The 20,891-nt window shown below is 54.7% G+C and carries 21 protein-coding genes and 1 other RNA gene; 6 read left to right on the top strand and 16 right to left on the bottom strand.

Annotation, left to right across the window (positions count from 1 at the left end):
* Positions 1–14 precede the first annotated feature (14 nt).
* The 7 genes from mltG to EVJ30_RS08115 form a co-directional block, all read right to left on the bottom strand.
* Positions 15–1,154, bottom strand: coding sequence for an endolytic transglycosylase MltG (gene mltG / locus EVJ30_RS08145; RefSeq protein ID WP_131457321.1), 1,140 nt, complete (start codon positions 1,152–1,154; stop codon positions 15–17).
* A 69-nt stretch (positions 1,155–1,223) separates the two neighbouring features.
* Entirely contained in the window at positions 1,224–1,520 is a 297-nt protein-coding gene (locus tag EVJ30_RS08140; protein ID WP_016508787.1) for a DUF1292 domain-containing protein, read from the bottom strand.
* Positions 1,521–1,533: 13 nt separating this feature from the next.
* Entirely contained in the window at positions 1,534–1,956 is a 423-nt protein-coding gene (ruvX, locus tag EVJ30_RS08135; RefSeq protein ID WP_070327649.1) for a Holliday junction resolvase RuvX, read from the bottom strand.
* A 1-nt stretch (position 1,957) separates the two neighbouring features.
* On the bottom strand, positions 1,958–2,224 hold the full coding sequence (locus tag EVJ30_RS08130) for an IreB family regulatory phosphoprotein (protein ID WP_035386073.1): 267 nt from the start codon (positions 2,222–2,224) through the stop codon (positions 1,958–1,960).
* Positions 2,225–2,261: 37 nt separating this feature from the next.
* Positions 2,262–4,904 (bottom strand): alanine--tRNA ligase, encoded by a 2,643-nt coding sequence (gene alaS / locus EVJ30_RS08125; RefSeq protein WP_131457323.1) that lies wholly within the window; start codon positions 4,902–4,904, stop codon positions 2,262–2,264.
* A gap of 310 nt (positions 4,905–5,214) precedes the next feature.
* Positions 5,215–7,425 carry an SF1B family DNA helicase RecD2 gene (gene recD2 / locus EVJ30_RS08120; protein WP_201738310.1) on the bottom strand — a complete coding sequence of 737 codons (2,211 nt, stop codon included), beginning with the start codon at positions 7,423–7,425 and terminating at the stop codon, positions 5,215–5,217.
* A gap of 67 nt (positions 7,426–7,492) precedes the next feature.
* Positions 7,493–8,179 (bottom strand): magnesium and cobalt transport protein CorA, encoded by a 687-nt coding sequence (locus EVJ30_RS08115; RefSeq protein WP_131468661.1) that lies wholly within the window; start codon positions 8,177–8,179, stop codon positions 7,493–7,495.
* Positions 8,180–8,297: 118 nt separating this feature from the next.
* Here EVJ30_RS08115 and EVJ30_RS08110 point away from each other — a divergent pair, with 118 nt between their 5' ends.
* Together EVJ30_RS08110 and EVJ30_RS08105 are read left to right on the top strand one after the other, a co-directional pair.
* Entirely contained in the window at positions 8,298–8,846 is a 549-nt protein-coding gene (locus EVJ30_RS08110; protein ID WP_236633982.1) for a VOC family protein, read from the top strand.
* A 62-nt stretch (positions 8,847–8,908) separates the two neighbouring features.
* A complete protein-coding gene (locus tag EVJ30_RS08105; protein WP_131457329.1) occupies positions 8,909–9,184 on the top strand; it encodes a hypothetical protein in 276 nt (91 codons plus the stop codon).
* Positions 9,185–9,246: 62 nt separating this feature from the next.
* Here the strand turns inward: EVJ30_RS08105 and EVJ30_RS08100 are convergent, their stop codons facing one another.
* Genes EVJ30_RS08100 through cymR form a run of 4 tightly spaced genes read right to left on the bottom strand, consistent with a single transcriptional unit; the run spans position 9,247 to position 12,600 of the window.
* Positions 9,247–9,912, bottom strand: a complete 666-nt coding sequence (locus EVJ30_RS08100; RefSeq protein ID WP_201739068.1) for a tetratricopeptide repeat protein — start codon at positions 9,910–9,912, stop codon at positions 9,247–9,249.
* A 4-nt stretch (positions 9,913–9,916) separates the two neighbouring features.
* Positions 9,917–11,038: a tRNA 2-thiouridine(34) synthase MnmA gene (gene mnmA, locus EVJ30_RS08095; RefSeq protein ID WP_131468654.1), complete on the bottom strand. Its 1,122-nt coding sequence runs from the start codon at positions 11,036–11,038 to the stop codon at positions 9,917–9,919.
* Positions 11,039–12,175, bottom strand: coding sequence for a cysteine desulfurase family protein (locus EVJ30_RS08090; RefSeq protein ID WP_131457335.1), 1,137 nt, complete (start codon positions 12,173–12,175; stop codon positions 11,039–11,041). It lies immediately after the preceding gene.
* 17 nt (positions 12,176–12,192) lie between these two features.
* Complete coding sequence (cymR, locus tag EVJ30_RS08085; protein WP_131468652.1) at positions 12,193–12,600, bottom strand: cysteine metabolism transcriptional regulator CymR; 408 nt, start codon at positions 12,598–12,600, stop codon at positions 12,193–12,195.
* Positions 12,601–12,660: 60 nt separating this feature from the next.
* Here cymR and EVJ30_RS08080 point away from each other — a divergent pair, with 60 nt between their 5' ends.
* Positions 12,661–13,968: a replication-associated recombination protein A gene (locus EVJ30_RS08080; protein WP_131457337.1), complete on the top strand. Its 1,308-nt coding sequence runs from the start codon at positions 12,661–12,663 to the stop codon at positions 13,966–13,968.
* 24 nt (positions 13,969–13,992) lie between these two features.
* Here EVJ30_RS08080 and EVJ30_RS08075 read toward each other — a convergent pair whose 3' ends face one another.
* The 3 genes from EVJ30_RS08075 to EVJ30_RS08065 all read right to left on the bottom strand — a co-directional run bounded on the left by EVJ30_RS08075 (position 13,993) and on the right by EVJ30_RS08065 (position 16,331).
* The gene (locus EVJ30_RS08075) at positions 13,993–14,760 is read right to left on the bottom strand and encodes a tRNA threonylcarbamoyladenosine dehydratase (RefSeq protein ID WP_131468650.1); all 768 of its coding nucleotides are present in this window, start codon (positions 14,758–14,760) and stop codon (positions 13,993–13,995) included.
* A 94-nt stretch (positions 14,761–14,854) separates the two neighbouring features.
* A non-coding RNA gene (gene ssrS, locus EVJ30_RS08070) (6S RNA) lies at positions 14,855–15,041 on the bottom strand.
* A gap of 75 nt (positions 15,042–15,116) precedes the next feature.
* Positions 15,117–16,331: a DASH family cryptochrome gene (locus tag EVJ30_RS08065; RefSeq protein ID WP_131468648.1), complete on the bottom strand. Its 1,215-nt coding sequence runs from the start codon at positions 16,329–16,331 to the stop codon at positions 15,117–15,119.
* Between the two features lie 344 nt (positions 16,332–16,675).
* Between EVJ30_RS08065 and EVJ30_RS08060 the strand changes: the two genes are divergently transcribed.
* Positions 16,676–17,323 (top strand): YczE/YyaS/YitT family protein, encoded by a 648-nt coding sequence (locus EVJ30_RS08060; RefSeq protein ID WP_131468646.1) that lies wholly within the window; start codon positions 16,676–16,678, stop codon positions 17,321–17,323.
* 50 nt (positions 17,324–17,373) lie between these two features.
* Here the strand turns inward: EVJ30_RS08060 and EVJ30_RS08055 are convergent, their stop codons facing one another.
* Both EVJ30_RS08055 and EVJ30_RS08050 read right to left on the bottom strand, forming a co-directional pair.
* Positions 17,374–18,408, bottom strand: a complete 1,035-nt coding sequence (locus tag EVJ30_RS08055; RefSeq protein ID WP_131457346.1) for a zinc-binding dehydrogenase — start codon at positions 18,406–18,408, stop codon at positions 17,374–17,376.
* Positions 18,409–18,506: 98 nt separating this feature from the next.
* Positions 18,507–20,219 (bottom strand): ABC transporter ATP-binding protein, encoded by a 1,713-nt coding sequence (locus EVJ30_RS08050; RefSeq protein WP_131468644.1) that lies wholly within the window; start codon positions 20,217–20,219, stop codon positions 18,507–18,509.
* 118 nt (positions 20,220–20,337) lie between these two features.
* On the opposite strand from EVJ30_RS08050, the gene EVJ30_RS08045 reads away from it, so the two are divergent.
* Positions 20,338–20,688, top strand: a complete 351-nt coding sequence (locus EVJ30_RS08045) for an iron-sulfur cluster biosynthesis family protein (RefSeq protein ID WP_131457351.1) — start codon at positions 20,338–20,340, stop codon at positions 20,686–20,688.
* Entirely contained in the window at positions 20,661–20,876 is a 216-nt protein-coding gene (locus EVJ30_RS08040; protein ID WP_131468642.1) for a hypothetical protein, read from the top strand. Before EVJ30_RS08045 ends, EVJ30_RS08040 begins: the two co-directional genes overlap by 28 nt.
* Positions 20,877–20,891 lie beyond the last annotated feature (15 nt).

Here is a 20,891-nt window from a genome sequence, read left to right as displayed (position 1 = left end):
CGGTCGCATATCTATCAGTTGTTTGCTTCTTCGAACGCTTCCCATTCGGGGCGATATTTGTTGACGTTCTGTTGATGTGCCTCATATGTCACTTCAAACAGAACTTCTCCGCTCGGGAAACCTTCGCGAGGCGGCCGTGCGTAGAAATAAACGTTGTCTGTATCGTTCGGGTTGAGCGTCGCTACGAACGCGTCACGACTGACCGAGGCAATCGGACCAATCGGGATCCCAGGGTAACGGTACGTGTTATACAGTGAATCGTTTTGCAAATCATTGAACGACGTGAAAATTGACGTCTCGCCCGTTCCGTACCAAACGGTCGGGTCGGATTGCAACTTCATCCCGTCTGCAAGCCGGTTCTCAAACACGCCGGCAATCTCTTGACGGTCTTCTGTCGATACTGCTTCTTTTTCGATGACGGAAGCGAGGGCGAGCGTCTCGTGGAACGTACGTCCTGACGCCTCGACAGTATCAGCATACTCGAGATAAAGCTGTTCGGTCGGCTTGAGCATCTCATCGATGATTTGTGTGAGCGTGACACCTTTGTCGAACTCATACGTGGCCGGGAACAAGTAGCCTTCGAGCGGGTGATAAATCCCTTCTGCTAACACTTCTTCGGTCAACATCTCGTGTTCGGCGACGAGTGAACGGATATATTCCTGATCGCTCAGCTGTGCCGAAATCTCTTCTTTCGGAATTTCAGCCACGTTGGCGAGCCGCGCGATGACTTGATCGATTGTGAATCCTTCTGGAATGACGAGTTTGATGTCAGGTACGACGATCACTTTACCCGTCTTCAGCGTGGCGATCAACTCGTCAAGTGACTGTGACGGAGACAGCGTATACGTCCCCGCTTGGAACGATGACTCATTTTTAAACCGTGTGTATAAACGGAAAATCGTGCTACTCCTCACAAGTCCATTCTCTTCGAGCAGTTCGCCAATATAACCTGAGCCTGCACCGAGCGGAACCTCGACTTCGACTGTTTCGGACGAAGCGGGATCGATCGGCTCAAGTGACCGCTTTACGAATGCATACGAGACAGCGGCGCCCGTGGCGATGACAAGAAGAAAGACAGCAAGAATAATAACCGTGATGCGGCGAACGATCCGGCTACGTGCACGCTTCTCATCAGGCATCGATGGATGGTTCATGCGTGTTCTCCCCTGTTCTTCTGTATGAAGATGGGCGACGAGGGTTCACCCTAGCCGCCCGTCCACTTATTAGTCTAATCCGACTTCGTCGTTGACGATGTCGAACGCTTCCATCACTTCTTCAAAGTCGTCATCATCTTCGACGAGTTTCAAGATGAACTCACCATCTTCAAGTTCTTCGATTTCAAACGCGTAAACTTCGATTGTATCTTCATCTTCCGATTCTGGGTTACCGACTGGTTCGAGGACGACAAACGTCTTTTTCGAACGGTCGCTCGTCATACGGAAAATTTCTGCAAATAAATGCTCGTCTCCATTTTCATCTGGAATACGGTACATTTCTTCTTCACGACGGATTTCTGCCATGCGTAGTTCCTCCTTATTTCCCTGGACGATCCAGGTAATTTTGTAAAATCATGACGGCTGCCATCTTATCGATGACGGCCTTTCTCTTTTTACGGCTGACGTCTGCTGAAATGAGCATCCGCTCCGCTTGCATCGTCGTTAAACGTTCGTCGACGAGAACTGTCGGCAAACCAGTCGCCTCGGTGAGGGCGGCGGCAAACGCCTGTGACGCCTCACCCCGAGGACCGATCGTTGCGTTCATATTCTTCGGAAGACCAACGACGACTTCTTTCACATCGTACTGCTCGATAATCGGTCGAAGCAAACGAACAGCCTGTTCAAAGTCGGGTTCCGTCCAATAGACCGTCTCCACACCTTGCGCCGTCCAACCCATGAGATCGCTCACTGCGACCCCAATCGTCTTCGAACCGACATCAAGCCCCATAACTCGCTTCATATTAGTCCTCTTTCCGATCGTTCAAATACGATTTGACCAACTCTTCGAGCAGTTCATCTCGCTCAATTTTGCGAATCAAGTTTCGCGCATCGTTATGACGCGGAATGTAGGCAGGGTCACCTGACAACAAGTATCCGACGATTTGATTGATCGGTTGGTAGCCTTTTTCCTCGAGTGCTTGATACACCGTGATCAGTGTCTCCCGAGTATTGGCTCGATTATCATCTTCTGGAAAATTGAATTGCATCGTGCGATCCATTTGGCTCACAAGAATCCACCTCTTTCCGTTTGCACTTCACATTCTATTATGCCAGTGATTGAACGTAATGTGAAGCAAACTTCAATGCTTCGTCCAGTTTTGTCGCATCACGACCTCCGGCTTGCGCCATATCAGGACGGCCGCCGCCGCCTCCACCGCAACGAGTCGCGACTTCTTTAATCAATTTCCCGGCGTGGAAACCGCGGTCGTTCAAGTCTTTTGTCACACCTGCGACGAGGTTGACCTTGTCGCCGTTCGCTGATCCGAGAATAATGACGGCTGATCCAAGTTTTCCTTTCAACTCGTCGACCATGCCCCGGAGCGCATCCATATCTTGTCCGTCGACACGTTTAGCGATCAATTGGACGTCGCCGTACGTCTCGATCGAATCTGTGAGCGTTGACGCCTCGATGTTCGCAAGTTTGGCTTTCAACGACTCGGTCGCCCGTTCCGTCTCTTTCATTTCAACTTGAAGCGCTTGGACGCGAGTAGGCACTTCGAACGGTTTCGTCTTCAACAGTTTCGCAGCCGCTTCAAGCGTCTCGATATGTTGGTTCATGACTTCATACGCGCCAGCGCCTGTGACTGCCTCGATCCGGCGAGTCCCGGCCCCGATACCTGACTCAGACAAAATTTTGAACAACCCGATTTCAGCCGTGTTGGCGACGTGGCAACCTCCGCATAGCTCGACCGAGTAATCACCGGCCGCGACGACGCGGACGACGTCCCCGTACTTCTCTCCGAACAGCGCCATCGCTCCCTTCGCTTTTGCGTCGGCGATGTTCATCTCTTCGATATCGACACTGATCGATGCCCAAATCTTCTCGTTCACTTGACGTTCGATCGACTGGAGTTCTTCCGCTGTCACTTGACCGAAGTGCGAGAAGTCGAAGCGGAGACGGTCCGGTGTCACGAGGGATCCGGCTTGATTGACGTGCTCACCGAGCGTGTCTTTCAAAGCGCGGTGCAACAAGTGCGTCGCCGTATGGTTCTTGATGATCGCTTGGCGCTCGTCTTTATCGACCGTAGCTGTCACCGCGACCTCAGCCTTGGCGATTCCTGAATCGACGACGACCGCATGCAAGTTTTGACCGTTCGGTGCTTTTGATACACCCGTGACGCGCAAGACGAAGTCCGTCCCGACGATTCGGCCTTTGTCACCGACTTGACCGCCGCTCTCGGCGTAGAACGGGGTGTGGTCAAGGATGACTTGCGCCTCTTCTCCTGCCGCGACGACGTCCGCAAGCTCGCCGTTATGAATCAAGCTGACGATTTTCGCTTCAGACTCAAGGTCCGTGTACCCGACGAATGATGACGGGAGCTTGATGTCAGCGAGGACACCGGATTGAATTTGCATCGACTCGACGTCAGCACGCGCCGTACGGGCCCGTTCACGTTGTGCGTTCATCGCTTGCTTAAATCCATCCTCATCGACCGTCAACTTGTGATCTTCTGCGTATTCGATCGTCAACTCGAGCGGGAAGCCGTACGTGTCGTATAGACGGAACGCGTCTTCTCCACTGATCACGTTCGATCCAGTTGCTTTTTGTGCTTTCGCGACTTCGTTCAATATCGCAAGGCCGTCGTGAAGCGTCTCGTGGAAGCGCTCCTCTTCGTTCTTGATGACTTTTTTGATGAAGTCCTTTTTCTCACTCACTTCTGGATAGAAGTCGACCATGATGTCGCCGACGACGTCGACGAGTTCAAACATGAACGGACGTTCGATCCCAAGCATCTTCGCGTAACGGACGGCACGACGGAGCAGACGGCGCAACACGTAGCCGCGGCCTTCGTTTGACGGGAGTGCCCCGTCCCCGATCGCGAACGATACGGTCCGGATGTGGTCGGCGATGACTTTGAACGCCACGTCTTTACTGTTGTTAGCCCGGTACGTCTCACCGCTGATTTTTTCTGTCTCGCGAATGATCGGCATGAACAAGTCGGTGTCGAAGTTCGTCGGCACGTCTTGAAGCACACTCGCCATTCGCTCGAGTCCCATCCCTGTATCAATGTTTTTACGCGGGAGCTCGGTATAGTTACCGTGACCGTCATGGTTGAACTGGCTGAAGACGATGTTCCAAATTTCAAGGTAACGCTCGTTTTCGCCGCCTGGATAAAGTTCCGGGTCGGTCGGGTCGTCACCGAACGCCGGGCCGCGATCGAAGAAGATCTCCGTATTCGGGCCAGACGGGCCTTCGCCGATCTCCCAGAAGTTTTCTTTGAGCGGGATGATCCGGTCAGCAGGAACACCTAACTCGAGCCAAATTTGTTTCGCTTCCTCGTCGTCCGGGTGAATCGTTACCGACAAAAAGTCCGGGTCAAGCCCGTACCAGTCGTCGCTCGTGAGTAGTTCCCAACCCCATTTGATGGCGTCTTCGCGGAAATATTCACCGACCGAGAAGTTCCCGAGCATCTCGAAGAACGTATGGTGACGCGCCGTCTTCCCGACGTTCTCGATATCGTTCGTCCGAATCGACTTCTGGGCGTTGACGATACGCGGGTTTGCCGGAATGACGCGGCCGTCAAAATATTTTTTAAGCGTCGCGACGCCTGAGTTGATCCAAAGAAGTGTCGGGTCCTCGACCGGTACGAGTGAGGCACTCGGCTCGACCGCGTGTCCTTTTGACTTAAAGAAATCTAAATACATTTGGCGAATCTCGGCGCCAGTTAATGGTTTGAGCGGTTTCATCAACAATTCCTCCTTATTCTGAACGAAACGAAAAAAAAGCGATGCCCATCCCTGTGGAAAGGGACGAAAGCATCGCTTCGTGGTACCACCCTCGTTCGCACGGATTTACCGTGCCTCGAAACATCCGATAACGCGGATGAGACGCCCAGGGTGAGTGGGGACTCCAGACTAGCTTCGGTCGACCGACCCCCATCTTCTCACAGCCTAGGAAGATGTCTCTGGTGAGGCGGTTACGACGTACTCATTTCCTTCATCGTCTTTAATCGTTTCAGTTTTCTATTGGTCATTATCACATGTCAGAAACCAGACGTCAAGACTTGCCGCCAAGCCGTTCGACGAGTTTTGTCCGCCGCACCGGCTCTTCTTCCCGCGTCGCCGCCTCGAGCGCCCGGACGTCGCCGAACAAGAGCAAACTCTTCTTCGCCCGCGTGACGGCCGTATAGATCAAGTTGCGCGACGAGCGGAACCCGCCGTTGAAGAAGACGGGCATGAGTACGATCGGAAACTCGGAGCCTTGCGACTTATGGATCGTGATCGCATAGGCGTGGGTGAACTGGTCCCATTCGCTGCGGTTGTATTCGACCTCAGTCTGGTCGAAGCGGATGTAAATCTTATCGACTTTGTCGACGTTCTCTTTGGCGAAGAAGATGTTCGTGATCTCGCCGATGTCACCGTTATAGACGTTCTCTTCGGCGTTGTTGACGAGTTGGAGCACTTTGTCGCCGCTCCGGTACGTCCGATTGCCGTGTTTTACTTCCCTTGCCGCCGACTTCGGATTGAACACGTTTTGGAGCGCCTCGTTCAACCCATCGATGCCGCACACCCCCCGATACGTCGGGGCGAGCACTTGGATATCGAACGGCGAATAGCCTTTTCGCAGTGCGGCGCCGGCCATCTGACAGATCGCCTGCAGCGCCGTCTCTTGGTTCGCTGTATAGAAGCGGCGGTCCGGCAACGCCGCGAGCAAGTCGTCCGGCATTTGTTTCGCGTTGAGAGCGTGCGCCAGACGCAGGATGCTCGATTCGGACGCCTGGCGATGGACGACGTCGAGCCGGACGACAGGGATGCCGCCGGTCGCCATCAAGTCGGCGAGCACTTGGCCCGGTCCGACCGACGGGAGTTGATCACGGTCACCGACGAACAAGATTTTCATCCCGTTCGGCACGGCCCGCAATAGGCTGCGGAACAAGAAGATATCGATCATCGACGCCTCGTCGACGATCAACACTTTGCCGACGAGCGGGTTCGTGTCATCGACTTGGAACGAGCTACCGTCAAACTTGAGCAACCGATGAATCGTCGAGGCCGGCAGCCCGGTCGATTCACTGAGCCGCTTGGCAGCGCGTCCGGTCGGTGCGGCGAGGACGAACGGGAACGGTTGGTTCGGTACCGGCTCGAGTTTCCAATCGAACACGTCGCTGAGCGCGTGGATGATGCCGCGGACGACGGTCGTCTTCCCTGTTCCCGGTCCGCCGGTGAGCACCATGAGCGGGGACTTCAAGGCGAGCTCGATCGCTTCGCGCTGTTGTTTGGCGTACTCGATCGAGAACATCTCCTCGACCCGGCCGACCGCATCAAAGATCGTCGTCATATCGACGTCTTCCGTCGTTGATGTCGACATGATCCGGGCCAGTTCTTCGGCTGCTTTGCGTTCAGCCCGGTAGATGCGCGGATGATAGACGACGCCGTCCTCGACGATGATCCGTTCGTCCTTGACGAGCGTCTCGAGCGCGCCGTTGAGCGCCTCGCCCGGGTCGCCGCCGATGATGCGCGGCATCTCGTTCGCGAGTTGATCGGCCGTGACGAACAAGTGTCCGTTCCCTTGCTCGAGTTCGAGCACATACAATACCGCCGCCGCGATCCGCTCCGGATGGATGCCTTGAATCCCGAAGTGGGCGGCGATGGCGTCGGCCGTCTTGAAGCCGATGCCTTGCACGTCATACATGAGCGCGTATGGATTCTTTTCAATCGTCTCCATGGCCCGACCTTCATACTCTTTATGAATCTTCGAGGCGAGTCGCGGTGTCACGTCGAACGGGGCTAAAAACAGCAACAGCTGGTCGACCCCATATAAGACGTTCAACCGCTCGGTGATGACGCGGGCTTGTTTTTCTTTCAACCCTTCGACTTTCGATAAGACATCGGGATGCTTGACGATCTGGTCGATACAATCGTCACCGAGCGTGTCCGCGATTTTTTGTGCCGTCTTTTGGCCGATCCCCGGAAACGATCCGTTCGTCAAAAAACGGACAGCAGCTCGCTTCGTCATCGGGACGACGCGGCGGATCCAATCCGCTTTCATCTGTTTGCCAAACCGTGGATGGTCGACGAGACGGCCGTGCGCTTTGTACGTCTCGCCTTTCTCAATGCCGACACCGACGCCGGCGATGACCATTTCGGTCTCGTCTGTCTCAAAATTTTTCTCTTTTATACGTACGAGCGCAATGGTATGCGCTTCTTCTTCCGATTGAAACAGGACGCGGATGACTTTTCCTGTCAACTCGTAAGGTGCTGCTATCATTCGAGCCACCTCCAGCTAGTTTTCCATTCCCCATTATAGCCCGAGTTCGAACGGTAGAACAAATCGACTAACTGAATAGATTCAAGATTTGCTCGAGTTGATCGAGATTGAGCCGCTCGAGCAGCCGAATCAATTGGTCGATATCGACCCGATTTAAGATGCGTTCGAGTTGCTCCAAGTCGACGGTCTCTAGCAACCGCTCGAACCGTTCGAGTTCACCTGAGTTGACGTATCCTTCAAGCCGGTCGAATAGCTCGGTCCGCTCGATGCGGAACAGCTGCTCGAGTGACGGCCGTTGAATGAAGAAGACGAGCCCGGCGGCCGCTACGTGGACACCCCAGTTGAGAACGACGTGACCGAGCCGTACCGTCTGTCCGACGAACGGGATGAGCGGGATGAACGAGAGTTGCAAGACGATGATGACGAGTTGAACATACGGGTTCGGGATGAACCAGGCGGTGAGCGCGAGCAGTGCTGGGACGACCCACGCCACACCGACCGTCCCGAGCGTCTTGGTCCACGACCGGTTTGATGACAACAGCCAATGCATGAGGATCCCGATGACGAGGAACGTCACAAATAATAACAAGAGCGTCGACGTCGCCCGCTCTGACTCGACGACGACCCGGTACAACAGATTGTTCGTCCATTCTCCCGTGGCAAGCCGTTCATCGACCGCTGTAAATAAACGTCCGAGCATGAACCATTCGACAATGAAAAATACGACGACACTAAATAAACTAAGTATGCGCATGATGTCTCCCCTTTCTAGCGTTCCCCTTCTTTTCCCCGAACCTGAAACAAGCTATGCACGTTTTTCGGTGAATCAAAGCGGGAACTGTCGAAGTGAAACCATGAAGGAGGAAACAATGATGACGAAACGGCTACCAATCAGTGGACTATGTGAACTCGTCTTAGAAGTGACCGACATGACGGAGGCCGTCGATTTTTGGCACGGAAAGCTCGGTCTGCCGGTCGTCGAGCAATGGGTCGGCGATGACGCCGAACCGAGTGCGTCGCAAGAAGGGGCGAACGAACCATGGGCGACATGGCTGTACGTCGGCGGCAATACGCGGCTCGGTCTATGGCTGAAGCGTGACTTTACGACAGACGAGGAAGAAAATCGCCAGCAGCAAGTGACCGAATGGGACACACTGTATGACGAAGGCGGCACCCACGTCCATTGCGCCTTTTTCGTGCCGATGAACTCGTTCGATCAAGCGCTCGAGGTGCTCGAGGCGTCAGCGATCCCGACGAAGCTGCGGACGTGGGACGAGGACGAGACGGTCAACGGCAAAGAGCGCTCGGCCTACTTTAAAGACCCGAGCAAGAACGTCATCGAATTGTATACGAAAAATATGGACGAGGCGTATGGCGAGTTTGCCGGCGAGCCGGTGAAGATCACGACGAAACAGCTATGATTCAAATTAAGTTGAAGTAAACCACGTGATAAGATGAGAGAAACTGGAAAAGGACGTGACTTATGAAAGCTGTCTCGCTTCTTACTGCGGCTTGCCTCGGCTTGTTGACGTATTTGCTTTACTTTGTGATTGATGCGTTTCCCACGCTCGATCGACCGACCTCTTTTTTCACACTTACCTTGTTATCATTCGTGGCGATATTCGTGATCTTGATCGACGGTGTGCGTAAGTCTAAATCGGGTGGCCCGGTCATGTGGAGCTATATCGCTCTCGCCTGCACACTCCTGCTCGCGGCTGGGAATCTTTTCATCTGGTTCATCGGACGATTGGCCATCTAGACAATTCGTACGTCAAAAAAGTGCCTTCGCATGTCGCGAAGGCACTTTTGTTTAGTGTCGATTCAATTCCCGAGCAACGCATCCATCTTCGCCTTCGCGTCACGCGCGAGCTCATGGTCCGGTTGCAGTTCGAGTACGCGCTCAAGTTCGGCGTACGTCTTGTCCTGCTCTCCGAGGAACGCATAGGCGATCGCCAAGTTGTAGCGGGCGTCGGTATGCGACGCATCCAAGTCGAGCGTGTCTTCGAGTGCTTCGACCGCCATGTCGAGCTGCTCGTTTTGCGCGAGCGCGAGACCGTATTGGAACGTGATCTCGACGTCTTCCGGCGCTTGCGCTTTCGCTTCACGAAGTCGCGGCAACGCGCGGACGAAGTCGCCCATCGCCTTGTACGTCAAGCCGAGCATGAAGTGCAAGTCTGCATCATTCATGCCGGAAAGGAGCGCTTGTCGAAGCGACGCTTCGGCCAAGTCGACTTGTTCGAGCTCATAGGCGAGCGCGCCTTTCGCGTAATGGGCCGCACCGAACGCATTGTCGAGTTCGAGCGCCTTGTCGTAAAAGACGACCGCCCGTTCATGGTCACCGATCGCTTGAAGCAGTGTGCCCATGTTGACGTAACCGGTCGGGTCCGTCGGGTTCGCCTCGATGGCGTCGTTGAAATATTTGGCCGCTTGTTCAAATTCACCTTGCTGCATCGCTTGGATGCCTTGTTCGTTTGCGTTCACTGTCATCACCTCATCCGATATAGTCGAGTTGTTTCCCGTTAATATACGCTTTGTCGATCGTCGCCCCGCCTAGACAGATATCCCCGTCATAAAAGACGACGGCTTGTCCTGGCGTGATGGCACGTTGTGGCTCATCAAATTTGACGAGTACTTCGCCACCTTCGAGCGGCGCGATCGTTACCGGCACGTCTTGTTGACGATAGCGGAACTTCGCCGTCGCCCGGAATTCCGCCTCAGGAGCCGAGCCGGTCCACGACAATTGTGACGCGAAGAGCGCGTCTGAATAGAGCGCGTCGTGGTGGAAGCCTTGGCCGACGTAGAGGATGTTCTTCTCGACGTCTTTCCCGACGACAAACCAAGGCTCTCCGTCTCCACCGATGCCGAGACCATGCCGCTGACCGAGCGTGTAATACATGAGCCCGTCGTGGCGTCCTTTCACAACCCCGTCGAGCGTCTGCATCTCACCTGGTTGTGACGGCAAATATTGACCGAGGAACTCTTTGAAGTTCCGTTCACCGATGAAGCAGATGCCGGTCGAATCTTTCTTCTTCGCCGTCGCGAGTCCAGCAGTCTCGGCGATGACACGGACGTCTTTTTTGTCCATGTGCCCGATCGGGAACATCGTCCGCGCGAGTTGGTCTTGCGACAATTGGTTCAAGAAGTACGTTTGATCCTTGTTGTCATCTTTCCCACGCAACAGGCGGTGCTCGCCGTCGACGAACTCGACGCGGGCGTAATGCCCTGTCGCGACGAAGTCGGCCCCGAGTCGGAGCGCATGATCAAGGAACGCCTTAAACTTGATCTCTTTGTTACACATGACGTCCGGGTTCGGCGTCCGCCCGAGGCGATACTCGGCCAAGAAATATTCAAAGACGCGGTCCCAATATTCTTTCTCGAAGTTGACCGCGTAGTACGGGATCCCGATTTGGTTGGCGACCGCGATGACGTCCTCATAGTCTTCTGTCGCCGTGCAGAATCCAGACTCATCCGTATCATCCCAGTTTTTCATAAAGATCCCGATGACGTTATACCCTTGCTCTTTTAACAGATGGGCCGTCACCGAAGAATCGACGCCGCCTGACATCCCGACGACGACCGTCGTGTCTCCAGGGGCTTTTGTTCGTAAGTTCATCTATCTCACTCCGTTCATAAATGTCGAGACGACCTCATGTAGTCGTTCGGCGAGCCGTGTCACGTCATCGACCGTGTTGCCCAGTCCAAAACTGATGCGGACCGATTGTTTCGTCCGGTCAGATTGACCGTACATGGCCGTCAGCACGTGCGACGGCTCAATCGTTCCAGCCGTGCAGGCACTGCCGCTCGAAATGGCATAACCACGCATATCCATCATGATCAGGAACGGCTCAAGCTCGATGCCCGGCAGGTACAAGTTGACGATGTGCGGCAAGCGGTTCGCCCCGTTCACTTCGTACTCGACGCCAAGTTCATCAAGCGTGTGTAGCAACGTGTCAGCCATCTCTCGGTAAGCTGTCACCCGCTCGTTCCGTTCGGCCATGACCAGTTCGGCCGCTCGGCTAAATCCGACGGCACCCGGAACGTTTTCCGTGCCGGCTCGACGTTTCCGTTCTTGTTGTCCTCCAAAAGAACGCGTCGCTAATTTTACACCTGTTTTTATAAAAAGAAAACCGATACCTTTCGGACCGTTCACTTTATGTGCCGACGCCGACAACAAGTCGACGCCGAGCGCGTGCACGTCGATCGTTTCTGTGCCGAGCGCCTGGACCGCGTCCGTATGGAACAACGTATCCCGGTCGGCTAGCAAGCCCCCGATGTCAGCAATCGGTTGGATTGTCCCGACCTCGTTATTGCCGTACATGACCGAGACGAGGATCGTATCGTCACGGAGCGCGTCTTTGAGCGCAGCGACCGATACGGCACCGGACTCGTCGACGTCTAAGTACGTCACGTCGAACCCTTCACGCTCGAGTTGCTCCATCGCATGCAAGACGGCGTGGTGCTCGACTTTCGTCGTGATCACATGCTTCCCTTTGTGTTGGTTCGCATAAGCCGCGCCGAACAAGGCGTAATTGTCTGACTCGGTCCCGCCCGACGTGAAGACGATCTCGTTTGGCGTCGCACCGATCCATGTCGCGAGCGTCCGGCGTGACGCGTCGAGTGCCGCCCGAGCTTTCCGGCCGACACCATGTATGCTCGACGGATTGCCGTACTGCTCTAAAAAATAGGGAGTCATCGTCTCGAGCACCTCAGGACGCATCGGCGTCGTGGCCGCGTGGTCAAAATAGTTCATATCCGTTCACCTCATCATTAAATATAGAACATGTAGCCTTCTGAATCTTCTTCCGCGAGATCGGCGAGTGTCGTTTCTTCTAACACCGTCTCGATCGCCGCTTTGATCTTGTCCCAAAGTTTTCGCTTCACGGCGTCGTCCGTCTCCGAGTCTTCGACGATCGTCAGCGGGCCTTCGAGCAATCGAATGATCTCACCGGCCGTGATGTCGCGCGGTGATTTGACGAGCTGATAACCGCCGTAGGCACCGCGGACACTTTTGACGAGACCGCCGTTACGGAGCGGGCCGATCAATTGTTCCAAGTAATGTTCTGGCAGTTCATGGCGCGCCGCGATTTTCTTCAAACTGAGCGGTTTGCTGTCCGTCTCACGGGCAAGCGCGATCATGATCGTTAAACCATAACGGCCTTTAGTAGATATTTTCATATTGGTTTCTCCTTCTGTTATACTGTTCGAACAAACGTTTGTCGAAAGGAACGTGTCCGTATGAGTGATTTATTTCAACAATCGAATAGCGGGCCGCTCGCCAACCGGATGCGCCCGGAGACATTAGACGAAGTCATCGGTCAACGCCACATCATCGGTGAAGGCAAGCTGTTGCGCCGCGCCATCGAGGCCGACCGGCTCGGCACCATTATTCTTTATGGTCCGCCCGGCACTGGCAAGACGACGCTCGCTCGCGTCATTTCAAACTATACGAAAGCGACGTTTGTTCAATTGAACGCCGTCACGGCAAAACTAGATGAGCTGCGGAGCGTCATCCGTGCAGCCGAATCTCGTTTTGATTTCGAGCAAGAGCGGACGATTTTATTTTTAGACGAGATCCATCGTTTCAATAAACTGCAACAAGATGCGTTGCTCCCGGCGCTAGAGGCCGGCAAGCTCGTCTTGATCGGGGCGACGACCGAAAATCCAAGTTTCGAGGTCAATGCGGCGCTATTGTCGCGCGCGACCGTGTTTCGGCTCGAGCCGCCTGGACAAGACGAGCTCCGGGTCGTGCTTGAGCGTGCGCTCGCCGACAAGAAAGGGCTCGGCAACTACCCGGTTGAAATCGAAGACGCGGCCGTTGACCATTATATCAAAATGGCGGACGGTGACTACCGTGTCTTGTTGAACGCGCTCGAACTGGCCGTCTTGACGACGCCGGAAGTCGACGGCAAGATCCAAATCACGCTCGACGTCGCCGAAGAGTCGATCCAACAAAAAGCCATCAAATACGATAAGACGGGCGACCGACACTATGACGTCATCTCGGCGTTCATCAAGTCGATCCGCGGCTCGGACCCGGACGCCGCCCTGTACTGGCTCGCCGTCATGATCGAGGCGGGCGAATCGCCGCGCTTTATCATGCGTCGCCTGTACGTTCACGCGGCCGAAGATATCGGTCTCAGCGACCCGAACGCGCTCGTCATCGTCGACGCGGCCGCACGGGCGAGCGAACATATCGGGTTCCCGGAAGCACGCATCCCGATGGCCGAGGCCGTCCTCTATCTGGCGACGGCACCGAAGTCGAACGCCGTCATCACCGCGATCGACAAGGCGATCCATCACGTCCGGACGGTCGAAGGTGGTCCCGTCCCGGTCCATCTCCGTGACGCGCATAGCCCTGGGGCACGCGAGCTCGGTAATGGCGCCGGCTACAAATATCCACATGACGAGAAAGACGGGTACGTCCCGCAAAACTACTGGCCGGAAAACTTGGCCCGGAAACGTCCTAAATATTATACACCGACGAGCCGTGGCTTCGAGCAACAACTCCAAAAACGGCTCGACTATTGGGAAAAACGACGCTGACTCATTCGAGTCGGCGTCGTTTTCTTAGTTCTGGATGCGATTGATCTCGACACCAGCCGTCTCGAGCATTTGATTGATGACGTACCCGGCGGCGACGAGTCCTGCGACCGACGGCACGAACGCGTTCGAGCTCGGTGGCATCTTCGCTTTACGGATCGGGGCGTCTTTCTTACCGACGACCTCGTTCACGTCCTCGCGCGTCACGATCGGTGACTCGTCCGAGAACACGACCGGCACGCCTTTATAGATGTTATGTTTACGCAAACGCGTCCGCACCATCTTCGCGATCGGATCGTATGACGTGTCTTTAATGTCGATGACTTGAATCCGGGTCGGGTCCATCTTGTTGGCCATCCCCATGCTCGAGATGACCGGGATACCGCGACGTTTACACTCGACGATCAAATGGATCTTATAGATGATCGTATCTGACGCGTCGATGACGAAATCGACGTTTTGAGCGAAGAACTCTTCGAACGTCTCTTCGGTATAAAACATCTTCAACTGGACGAGTTCGACGTCCGGATTGATGTCGAGCAGACGCGCCCCCATCGCCTCGACTTTCGGTTGTCCGACTGTCGACAAGAGCGCGTGGATTTGACGATTGACGTTCGTGATGTCAATATCGTCCTTATCGACGAGCACGATCCGACCGACCCCGCTCCGGGCAAGCGCTTCGGCCGCGAACGAGCCGACACCGCCGACGCCAAGAATGGCGACCGTCTTCCCTTTCAACGTTTCAATACCTTCTTGACCGATAGCCAACTCATTACGTGAAAACTGGTGTAACATAAGCTTCCTCCAAATTAATACTATTTTTTCACACTATTTTACTCGGAATTATAATCAAAAAAAAGACGTCTAGCGACGTTTTACAATAAAATCGATGGGGCCCGGAGTGCCGTGACGATGCCCTGCTTTTGAACCTGCTTAAGCAGGTGGGTGATCTAGCGTCCCCTTCACAAGTCCTCCTGCACGTGATGAGGCAGTTGATTCGGCTGGCAGTTCGATCTCCCGTATTCAAAGTGTTGGCTCAAAATAACGAAGGCGGCTCTCGTACACCTCAGGTATCCCATCTGTTGTCCTTACTATAGCACTACCTGTAAAAAGAAGTCAATCAGAAACTACGATTTCTAGTGACGGTTTCGTCACATCCACGTGTCACGAAACGCACGCGTCGGGTCATACGTATCTTGTTGGCGTGAGACGTTGAAACGCCGGTCGCGTGAATCGTTGCCGACACCGGCCTGATACGCCCAATTGCCATAATTGCTGGCGACGTCATAGTCGATGAGCATCGCTTCGAAGTAGGCCGCACCATAGCGCCAATCTTGTCCGAGCTCTTTGGCGAAATAGCTCGCGACGATTTGCCGGCCCCGGTTCGACATCCATCCCGTCGTGTTCAATTCGCGCATGAACGCGTCGACGAACGCGACGCCCGTCTCGCCTTGCTGCCACCGATGAATCACGTCCTCGTCCATTTTCCACGCCTTGTCCTTCGAACGTATCCCTTGGCGACGGAACAACCGCTTCCCTTGCTCGAGCGCGACCCATTGGAAAAACTCGCGCCACAACAGTTCAAAATAGAGCCAATATGTCGACTCGTTCGCCCCGTGCTGTCGTTCATGAAGCTCTAGTTCATGGAGCACACGCCGCGGCGAGAGCGAACCATTGGCAAGAAAAGCCGACAACTTGGATGAGTCGTCGACCCCAAAGCCGTTCCGTGTCTCTTTATACGTGCGGACGGGACCTGCCAAATAGTCGCTCAGACGTTTCCGCCCCGACGTCTCGCCGCCTTGAAACGGGAATGCGGACCGGGCGTCAAGCATCGGACGCTCGAACGGGACAGGAAACGGGAGCGGACGCGACTGACCTGAGCTCGTCCGCTCGATCAGCTGTTCAGGACGGGCATCGTCCTCGACCGCTTTTCGGAACTCGGTGAACAAAAACGGCATCTTTTTAAACGGGATTTCGGTGCGTGGGTACAGTGTGAACCCGTCGAACGATTGCCACTCCCCTTGCCAACGCGCGATGACGTCTTTTTCAAGCAAGCGTTCGTTCAATCCGATCGACCGTTGAAACAACAGCCGGTCTGTCGGGTCGAGGATGTCGAGCGGATGACCGACATGGATATGGAGCGGGATCCCGAGCGCGTCGAGCGATCCGGCCAAGTCTTCTAGCGACTCTTTTAAAAATTGAAGCCGTCTGGCCCCGAGCGGGATGACGCCGAACTGATTTTCGTTCAGCTCGTCCTCCCTTATAAAGTAATGCCCCTCGATCGCTTCATCATGTTTTTGCGCCTCTTCGAGCGGCCGATGGTCATCGATTCGTAAATCGTTCTGATACCAAATAATCGTCTTCATATTCTTCGCCTCCTGGCTCTATTATGCGTGATGCATCTGCCATCAATCGTGTCGAACCTGTTCGAAATATGTTTTCATTTCCGCAACGTGTGGAATATAACTCTTTAGAGAAGAGAAAGGGGTGCAACAACATGGCTAGAAAAGGAAAATTCGGTACACTCATCAAAGTCGCGACGGCGGTCGCTCCGTTCGTCTACAATTATTATAAAAAGAACAAAGCAAAAAAAGCAGAAACACCTAAAAAATAATCAACGACGTCTCAGCCAAGCTGAGGCGTTTTTTTCTTGCCTTGAAACCAATTATGATATGATGATGGAACATTTTAGGGAATCGAGGCGACCAACATGCAGGCGGTATGGATACAATCTTTACGAATCAGTTTGAAGTGGGCGTTGTTCATGGGTGGTTTGTTCCTGCTCGCTCTCGGATCGTCGATGATGATCACGGCCGACCTCGGCGTCTCGACGTGGGACGTGCTCCATCTCGGGCTCGCCCGGCACACGCCGCTCTCGGTCGGGACGATCATCCTCCTCGTCGGCTTGTTGCTCGTCTTATGCAAATACATATTGGACCGCATCCGACCCCAGTTCGGGACGCTCGTCAACGCCGTCTTCGTCGGCGTGTTCATGAACTTGATCCTCGACCACCACTTGTTGCCGACGCTCGACGGAACCGCACTCAATATCGCCTGGCTCGTTCTCGGCATCTTCGTCATCGGCATGGGTGCCGGGCTGTATGTCGCTATCGGTTACGGCGCTGGCCCGCGTGACGGACTGACGCTCGCCTTGGCCGACCGTTTCAATACGTCGGTCCGCATGATGCGGACGTGGATGGAGCTTTCCGCTTGCTTGATTGGCTGGGTGCTCGGCGGTCCCGTTTTTTTCGGGACGGTGCTGTCGATTTTCTTGATCGGTCCGTTCTTCCAGTTTTGGCTCGAACAGTTCCGCCGGCTCGTCTCGGTCATCGACCGGGCGAAAGCCGATATCGCCTGAATTTAAGAGAGGAAATCGGACTCAAGGGGTCCGATTTCCTCTCTTTGCTGTTACGGGACGAGGACGATCTTACCGACCTTGCCTTGCTGTTTGAAATACGTTTGCGCCGCCCGGGCCTCTTCTAACGGGAACGTCCGGTCGACGACCGGCTTGATCTGACCGCTCGAAATCGCTTGGAGCATCGCTTTGAATTCCGCTCGCGTCCCGAGCACCGATCCATACATCGTAATGTGCTTCAAGTAGAGCGTACGGAAATCGAGATCGGTCCGTTGTCCCCCGGCCGATCCGGATATGCAAAACTTACCGCCGTTCTTCAATACATCGAGCGACGTTGCGAACAACGCATCCCCGACGACGTCGAGCACGGCATCGACCGGTCCACCGTTCGCTGCTAAAATCTCGTCCGCGAGCGTCTTCGACCGATAGGAAACGACGTGGCTCGCCCCGAGCGCTTTCAGTTTCGGTGCGTCTTTCAAATCGCCTATGATGGCGATGACGTTCGCTCCGAACACGTGCGCTGCAATCTGCACGTTCAACGAGCCGACACCGCCGCTCGCACCGGTGACGACGACCGTCTCACCAGGACGGATTTGAATTTGCTCGTTCATATGCCACGCTGTCAACCCGCTCACCGAGAAGACGGCGCTGTCGACGAAACTGTCGAGCGGCATGTCATAACAAAGCTCGGCCGGCCAGACGACATATTCCGCATAACCGCCGTCATATTCCGAGCCAATGAACGACATGTCGGGAGCGATATGCTCCGCACCGTCCGCCCCACTCGACGTGAACGGAAACAAGACGACACGCCGGCCGATCATCCCTTCATCCACTTGATTCCCGACCCCGACAATTTCTCCGGTAATATCTGATCCTGGAATCCGGGGAAACTGGACTCCCTCCGGACGCCAGCCCGACTCTTGATCCGTCCCGTACGCCCCTTCTCGCATCCATATCTCCGTATTGTTGATGCCGCACGCCTGTACGCGAACGAGCACCTCATCGTCTTTCGGTGTCGGGACCGGGACGTCGACGACCTGTAATTGATCGACGTCACCGTATCCGATAACTTGAACTGCTTTCATCAATTCATTTCCTCCTCACACATACACTGATGCTTGTTTATACCCATTTTACGCAAAACAGCCACCAAGACTTGAATCACTGGTGGCTGCCCGACTAGTTAGAGCTGCTGCCGTCTGAGCAGCCCGGCGAAGACGCCGCCTTTGGCACTCAACTCGTCGTGCGTGCCGTCCTCGACGATGCCGTCGGCGGTGACGACGAGGATGCGGTCGGCATTCTTCACGGTCGCAAGACGGTGCGCGATGATGAGCGTCGTCCGGTCGGCCGCGAGTTCCGTAAGCGACTCTTGGATGATCGCTTCCGTCTCGGTGTCGAGGGCGGACGTCGCTTCATCTAAGATCAAGACCGGCGGGTTTTTCAAGAACATGCGGGCGATGGCGATCCGTTGTTTCTGTCCGCCCGACAGTTTCAGTCCCCGCTCTCCGATCTGCGTGTCGAGCCCGTGCTCGAGTTCGTCGACGAGCGAATTCAAATGTGCCTTCTCGACCGCGTGCATGACTTCCGCGTCGCTCGCCTCGAGCTTGCCGTAGGCGATGTTCTCGCGAAGTGTCCCGGCGAACAAGAACACGTCCTGCTGCACGATCCCGATCTGGCGACGCAGACTCTCTTTCGTCATGTCACGGATGTCGATCCCGTCGATCGTGATGGCCCCAGCCGTCACGTCATAAAAGCGTGGGATGAGCGAGCAGATCGTCGTCTTGCCGGCACCGCTCGTCCCGACGAGGGCGACCGTCGACCCGGTCGTGATGTCGAGGTCGATATGCGTCAACACTTCTCGGTAGTCCGAGTAGCCGAACGAGACATCGTGGAAAGCGATGTTCCCTTTCAGTGAACTGACCTCGACCGCATCCGGACGGTTCTCGATGTCCGGTGCCTCATCGATCAGTTCTGTGAACCGTTTGAAGCCGGCCATCCCTTTCGGATACATCTCGAGGAGCGCCGTGATCTTCTCGACCGGTTTGATGAGCAAGTTCATATACAAGATGAAACCGACGAGCTCACCGTATGTCAATTCGTTTTCATACGTCAAGTACGCCCCGTAGACGAGGACGAGCAACGTCATGAGCCGTGTCGTGATATAGATCCCGGCGAGCGACTTACTCATGACCCGATACGCTTCGATCTTCGAACCGCGATAGAAGTTGTTGTCTTGTTGGAACCGGTTGATCTCGAACGTCTCGTTCGTGAACGACTGGACGACACGCGCGCCAGAGACGCTGTCTTCGACGCGGGCGTTCACTTCACTGATGTTGCCGTACATCTTCTGCCACGCCTTGTTCATGTTTTTATTGGCGTACGTGATCATGATGACGAGGAACGGAACGGCGATGACCGTCACGAGCGCAAGTTGCGGATTGATCGAGAACATGATCCCGAACGCGCCGAGCAGCGTCATGATGGCGATGAAGAAGTCTTCCGGTCCGTGGTGTGCCACTTCGCCGATGTCGAACAAGTCGTTCGTGACCCGGCTCATCAAGTGACCGGTCTTATGGTTGTCGAAGAAGCGGAACGATTGCTTATGGATGTGCGTGAACAGTTCTTCGCGCATATCGGTCTCGATATTGATCCCGAGCTTATGTCCCCAATAGTTGACGACGTACTGCATCATCATGGCGAGTATGTACAGAATAAGCAGGCCGATACTGATGATAATGATCCAGTTCCATTCGCCGCCCGGTAACAGAACGTCGATGAACCATTTCACGGCGAGCGGGAAGCCAAGCTCGAGCAGGCCGACGAGGATGGCGAACGTGAAATCAAGGATGAATAACTTCTTATGTGGACGGTAATAACTAAAAAAACGTGAGATCATTTCCTTTCCCCCTTCTAAACAAATAGTTTACGCTTTTTTGCAGGAAGTGGAAAATGGGAAGCACGTCTTTTTCAATCTTTTTTCAGACGATGTATAATGGACGTAAGGAGTGATAACAATGAACGTACAGATTACAGACCGCGCGAACGAGCGCATTAACGCCTTAAAAGGCGACCGTGACGGACAGATGCATTTGTTTTATGAGACGGAAGGCTGCGGTTGCGGCAATAGCGGCATCTTCGAGATCCGTTACGTGACCGAGACGACACCGGAAGACGTCGAGATCGACTCGAACGTCGGGCCAATCCTCATCAAGAACTGGACGAAAGTGTTTCTCGATGAGGACATGATCATCGACTTTCGCGACGACAAACGGTCGCTCGTCTTGAAGAGCAACGGCCAAGTGTTCAACTCGAACCTGCTCGTGACCGACGGGACCGGTTGCCAGCTGAACGTGCCGAGCGCATGAAACAAGCGCTCCAGGAGCACCCGAAGTTGATGCTTTGGTTCCTCCTCAGCTTCGGCCTCGGTTTGTTCGGTATCTATCTCGCTTTCACGGACTCCGTCTATACGATGACGGCCGTGATCGCATCGCTGTTCGCGTTCGGATTCGCGCTTCAACGGACTGCAAAGAAGATGGAACAGCAGCATGACTAAAAAGGAGGTTCGCCG

Origin of the sequence: Exiguobacterium sp. SH5S13, assembly GCF_004337085.1 — a bacterium.
GTDB lineage: Bacteria > Bacillota > Bacilli > Exiguobacteriales > Exiguobacteriaceae > Exiguobacterium > Exiguobacterium aurantiacum_A.
The sequence above is the reverse complement of the archived record's forward strand: the minus strand, read 5'-3'. Positions and strand labels throughout refer to the sequence as shown.

What these genes read in the sequence shown, in the direction of transcription:
- mltG (WP_131457321.1), bottom strand. Translation starts at nt 1,154, where the DNA reads ATGAACCATCCATCGATGCCTGATGAGAAGCGTGCACGTAGCCGGATC.
- EVJ30_RS08140 (WP_016508787.1), bottom strand. Translation starts at nt 1,520, where the DNA reads ATGGCAGAAATCCGTCGTGAAGAAGAAATGTACCGTATTCCAGATGAA.
- ruvX (WP_070327649.1), bottom strand. Translation starts at nt 1,956, where the DNA reads ATGAAGCGAGTTATGGGGCTTGATGTCGGTTCGAAGACGATTGGGGTC.
- alaS (WP_131457323.1), bottom strand. Translation starts at nt 4,904, where the DNA reads ATGAAACCGCTCAAACCATTAACTGGCGCCGAGATTCGCCAAATGTAT.
- recD2 (WP_201738310.1), bottom strand. Translation starts at nt 7,425, where the DNA reads ATGATAGCAGCACCTTACGAGTTGACAGGAAAAGTCATCCGCGTCCTG.
- EVJ30_RS08115 (WP_131468661.1), bottom strand. Translation starts at nt 8,179, where the DNA reads ATGCGCATACTTAGTTTATTTAGTGTCGTCGTATTTTTCATTGTCGAA.
- EVJ30_RS08110 (WP_236633982.1), top strand. Translation starts at nt 8,298, where the DNA reads ATGACGAAACGGCTACCAATCAGTGGACTATGTGAACTCGTCTTAGAA.
- EVJ30_RS08105 (WP_131457329.1), top strand. Translation starts at nt 8,909, where the DNA reads ATGAAAGCTGTCTCGCTTCTTACTGCGGCTTGCCTCGGCTTGTTGACG.
- EVJ30_RS08100 (WP_201739068.1), bottom strand. Translation starts at nt 9,912, where the DNA reads ATGACAGTGAACGCAAACGAACAAGGCATCCAAGCGATGCAGCAAGGT.
- mnmA (WP_131468654.1), bottom strand. Translation starts at nt 11,038, where the DNA reads ATGAACTTACGAACAAAAGCCCCTGGAGACACGACGGTCGTCGTCGGG.
- EVJ30_RS08090 (WP_131457335.1), bottom strand. Translation starts at nt 12,175, where the DNA reads ATGAACTATTTTGACCACGCGGCCACGACGCCGATGCGTCCTGAGGTG.
- cymR (WP_131468652.1), bottom strand. Translation starts at nt 12,600, where the DNA reads ATGAAAATATCTACTAAAGGCCGTTATGGTTTAACGATCATGATCGCG.
- EVJ30_RS08080 (WP_131457337.1), top strand. Translation starts at nt 12,661, where the DNA reads ATGAGTGATTTATTTCAACAATCGAATAGCGGGCCGCTCGCCAACCGG.
- EVJ30_RS08075 (WP_131468650.1), bottom strand. Translation starts at nt 14,760, where the DNA reads ATGTTACACCAGTTTTCACGTAATGAGTTGGCTATCGGTCAAGAAGGT.
- EVJ30_RS08065 (WP_131468648.1), bottom strand. Translation starts at nt 16,331, where the DNA reads ATGAAGACGATTATTTGGTATCAGAACGATTTACGAATCGATGACCAT.
- EVJ30_RS08060 (WP_131468646.1), top strand. Translation starts at nt 16,676, where the DNA reads ATGCAGGCGGTATGGATACAATCTTTACGAATCAGTTTGAAGTGGGCG.
- EVJ30_RS08055 (WP_131457346.1), bottom strand. Translation starts at nt 18,408, where the DNA reads ATGAAAGCAGTTCAAGTTATCGGATACGGTGACGTCGATCAATTACAG.
- EVJ30_RS08050 (WP_131468644.1), bottom strand. Translation starts at nt 20,219, where the DNA reads ATGATCTCACGTTTTTTTAGTTATTACCGTCCACATAAGAAGTTATTC.
- EVJ30_RS08045 (WP_131457351.1), top strand. Translation starts at nt 20,338, where the DNA reads ATGAACGTACAGATTACAGACCGCGCGAACGAGCGCATTAACGCCTTA.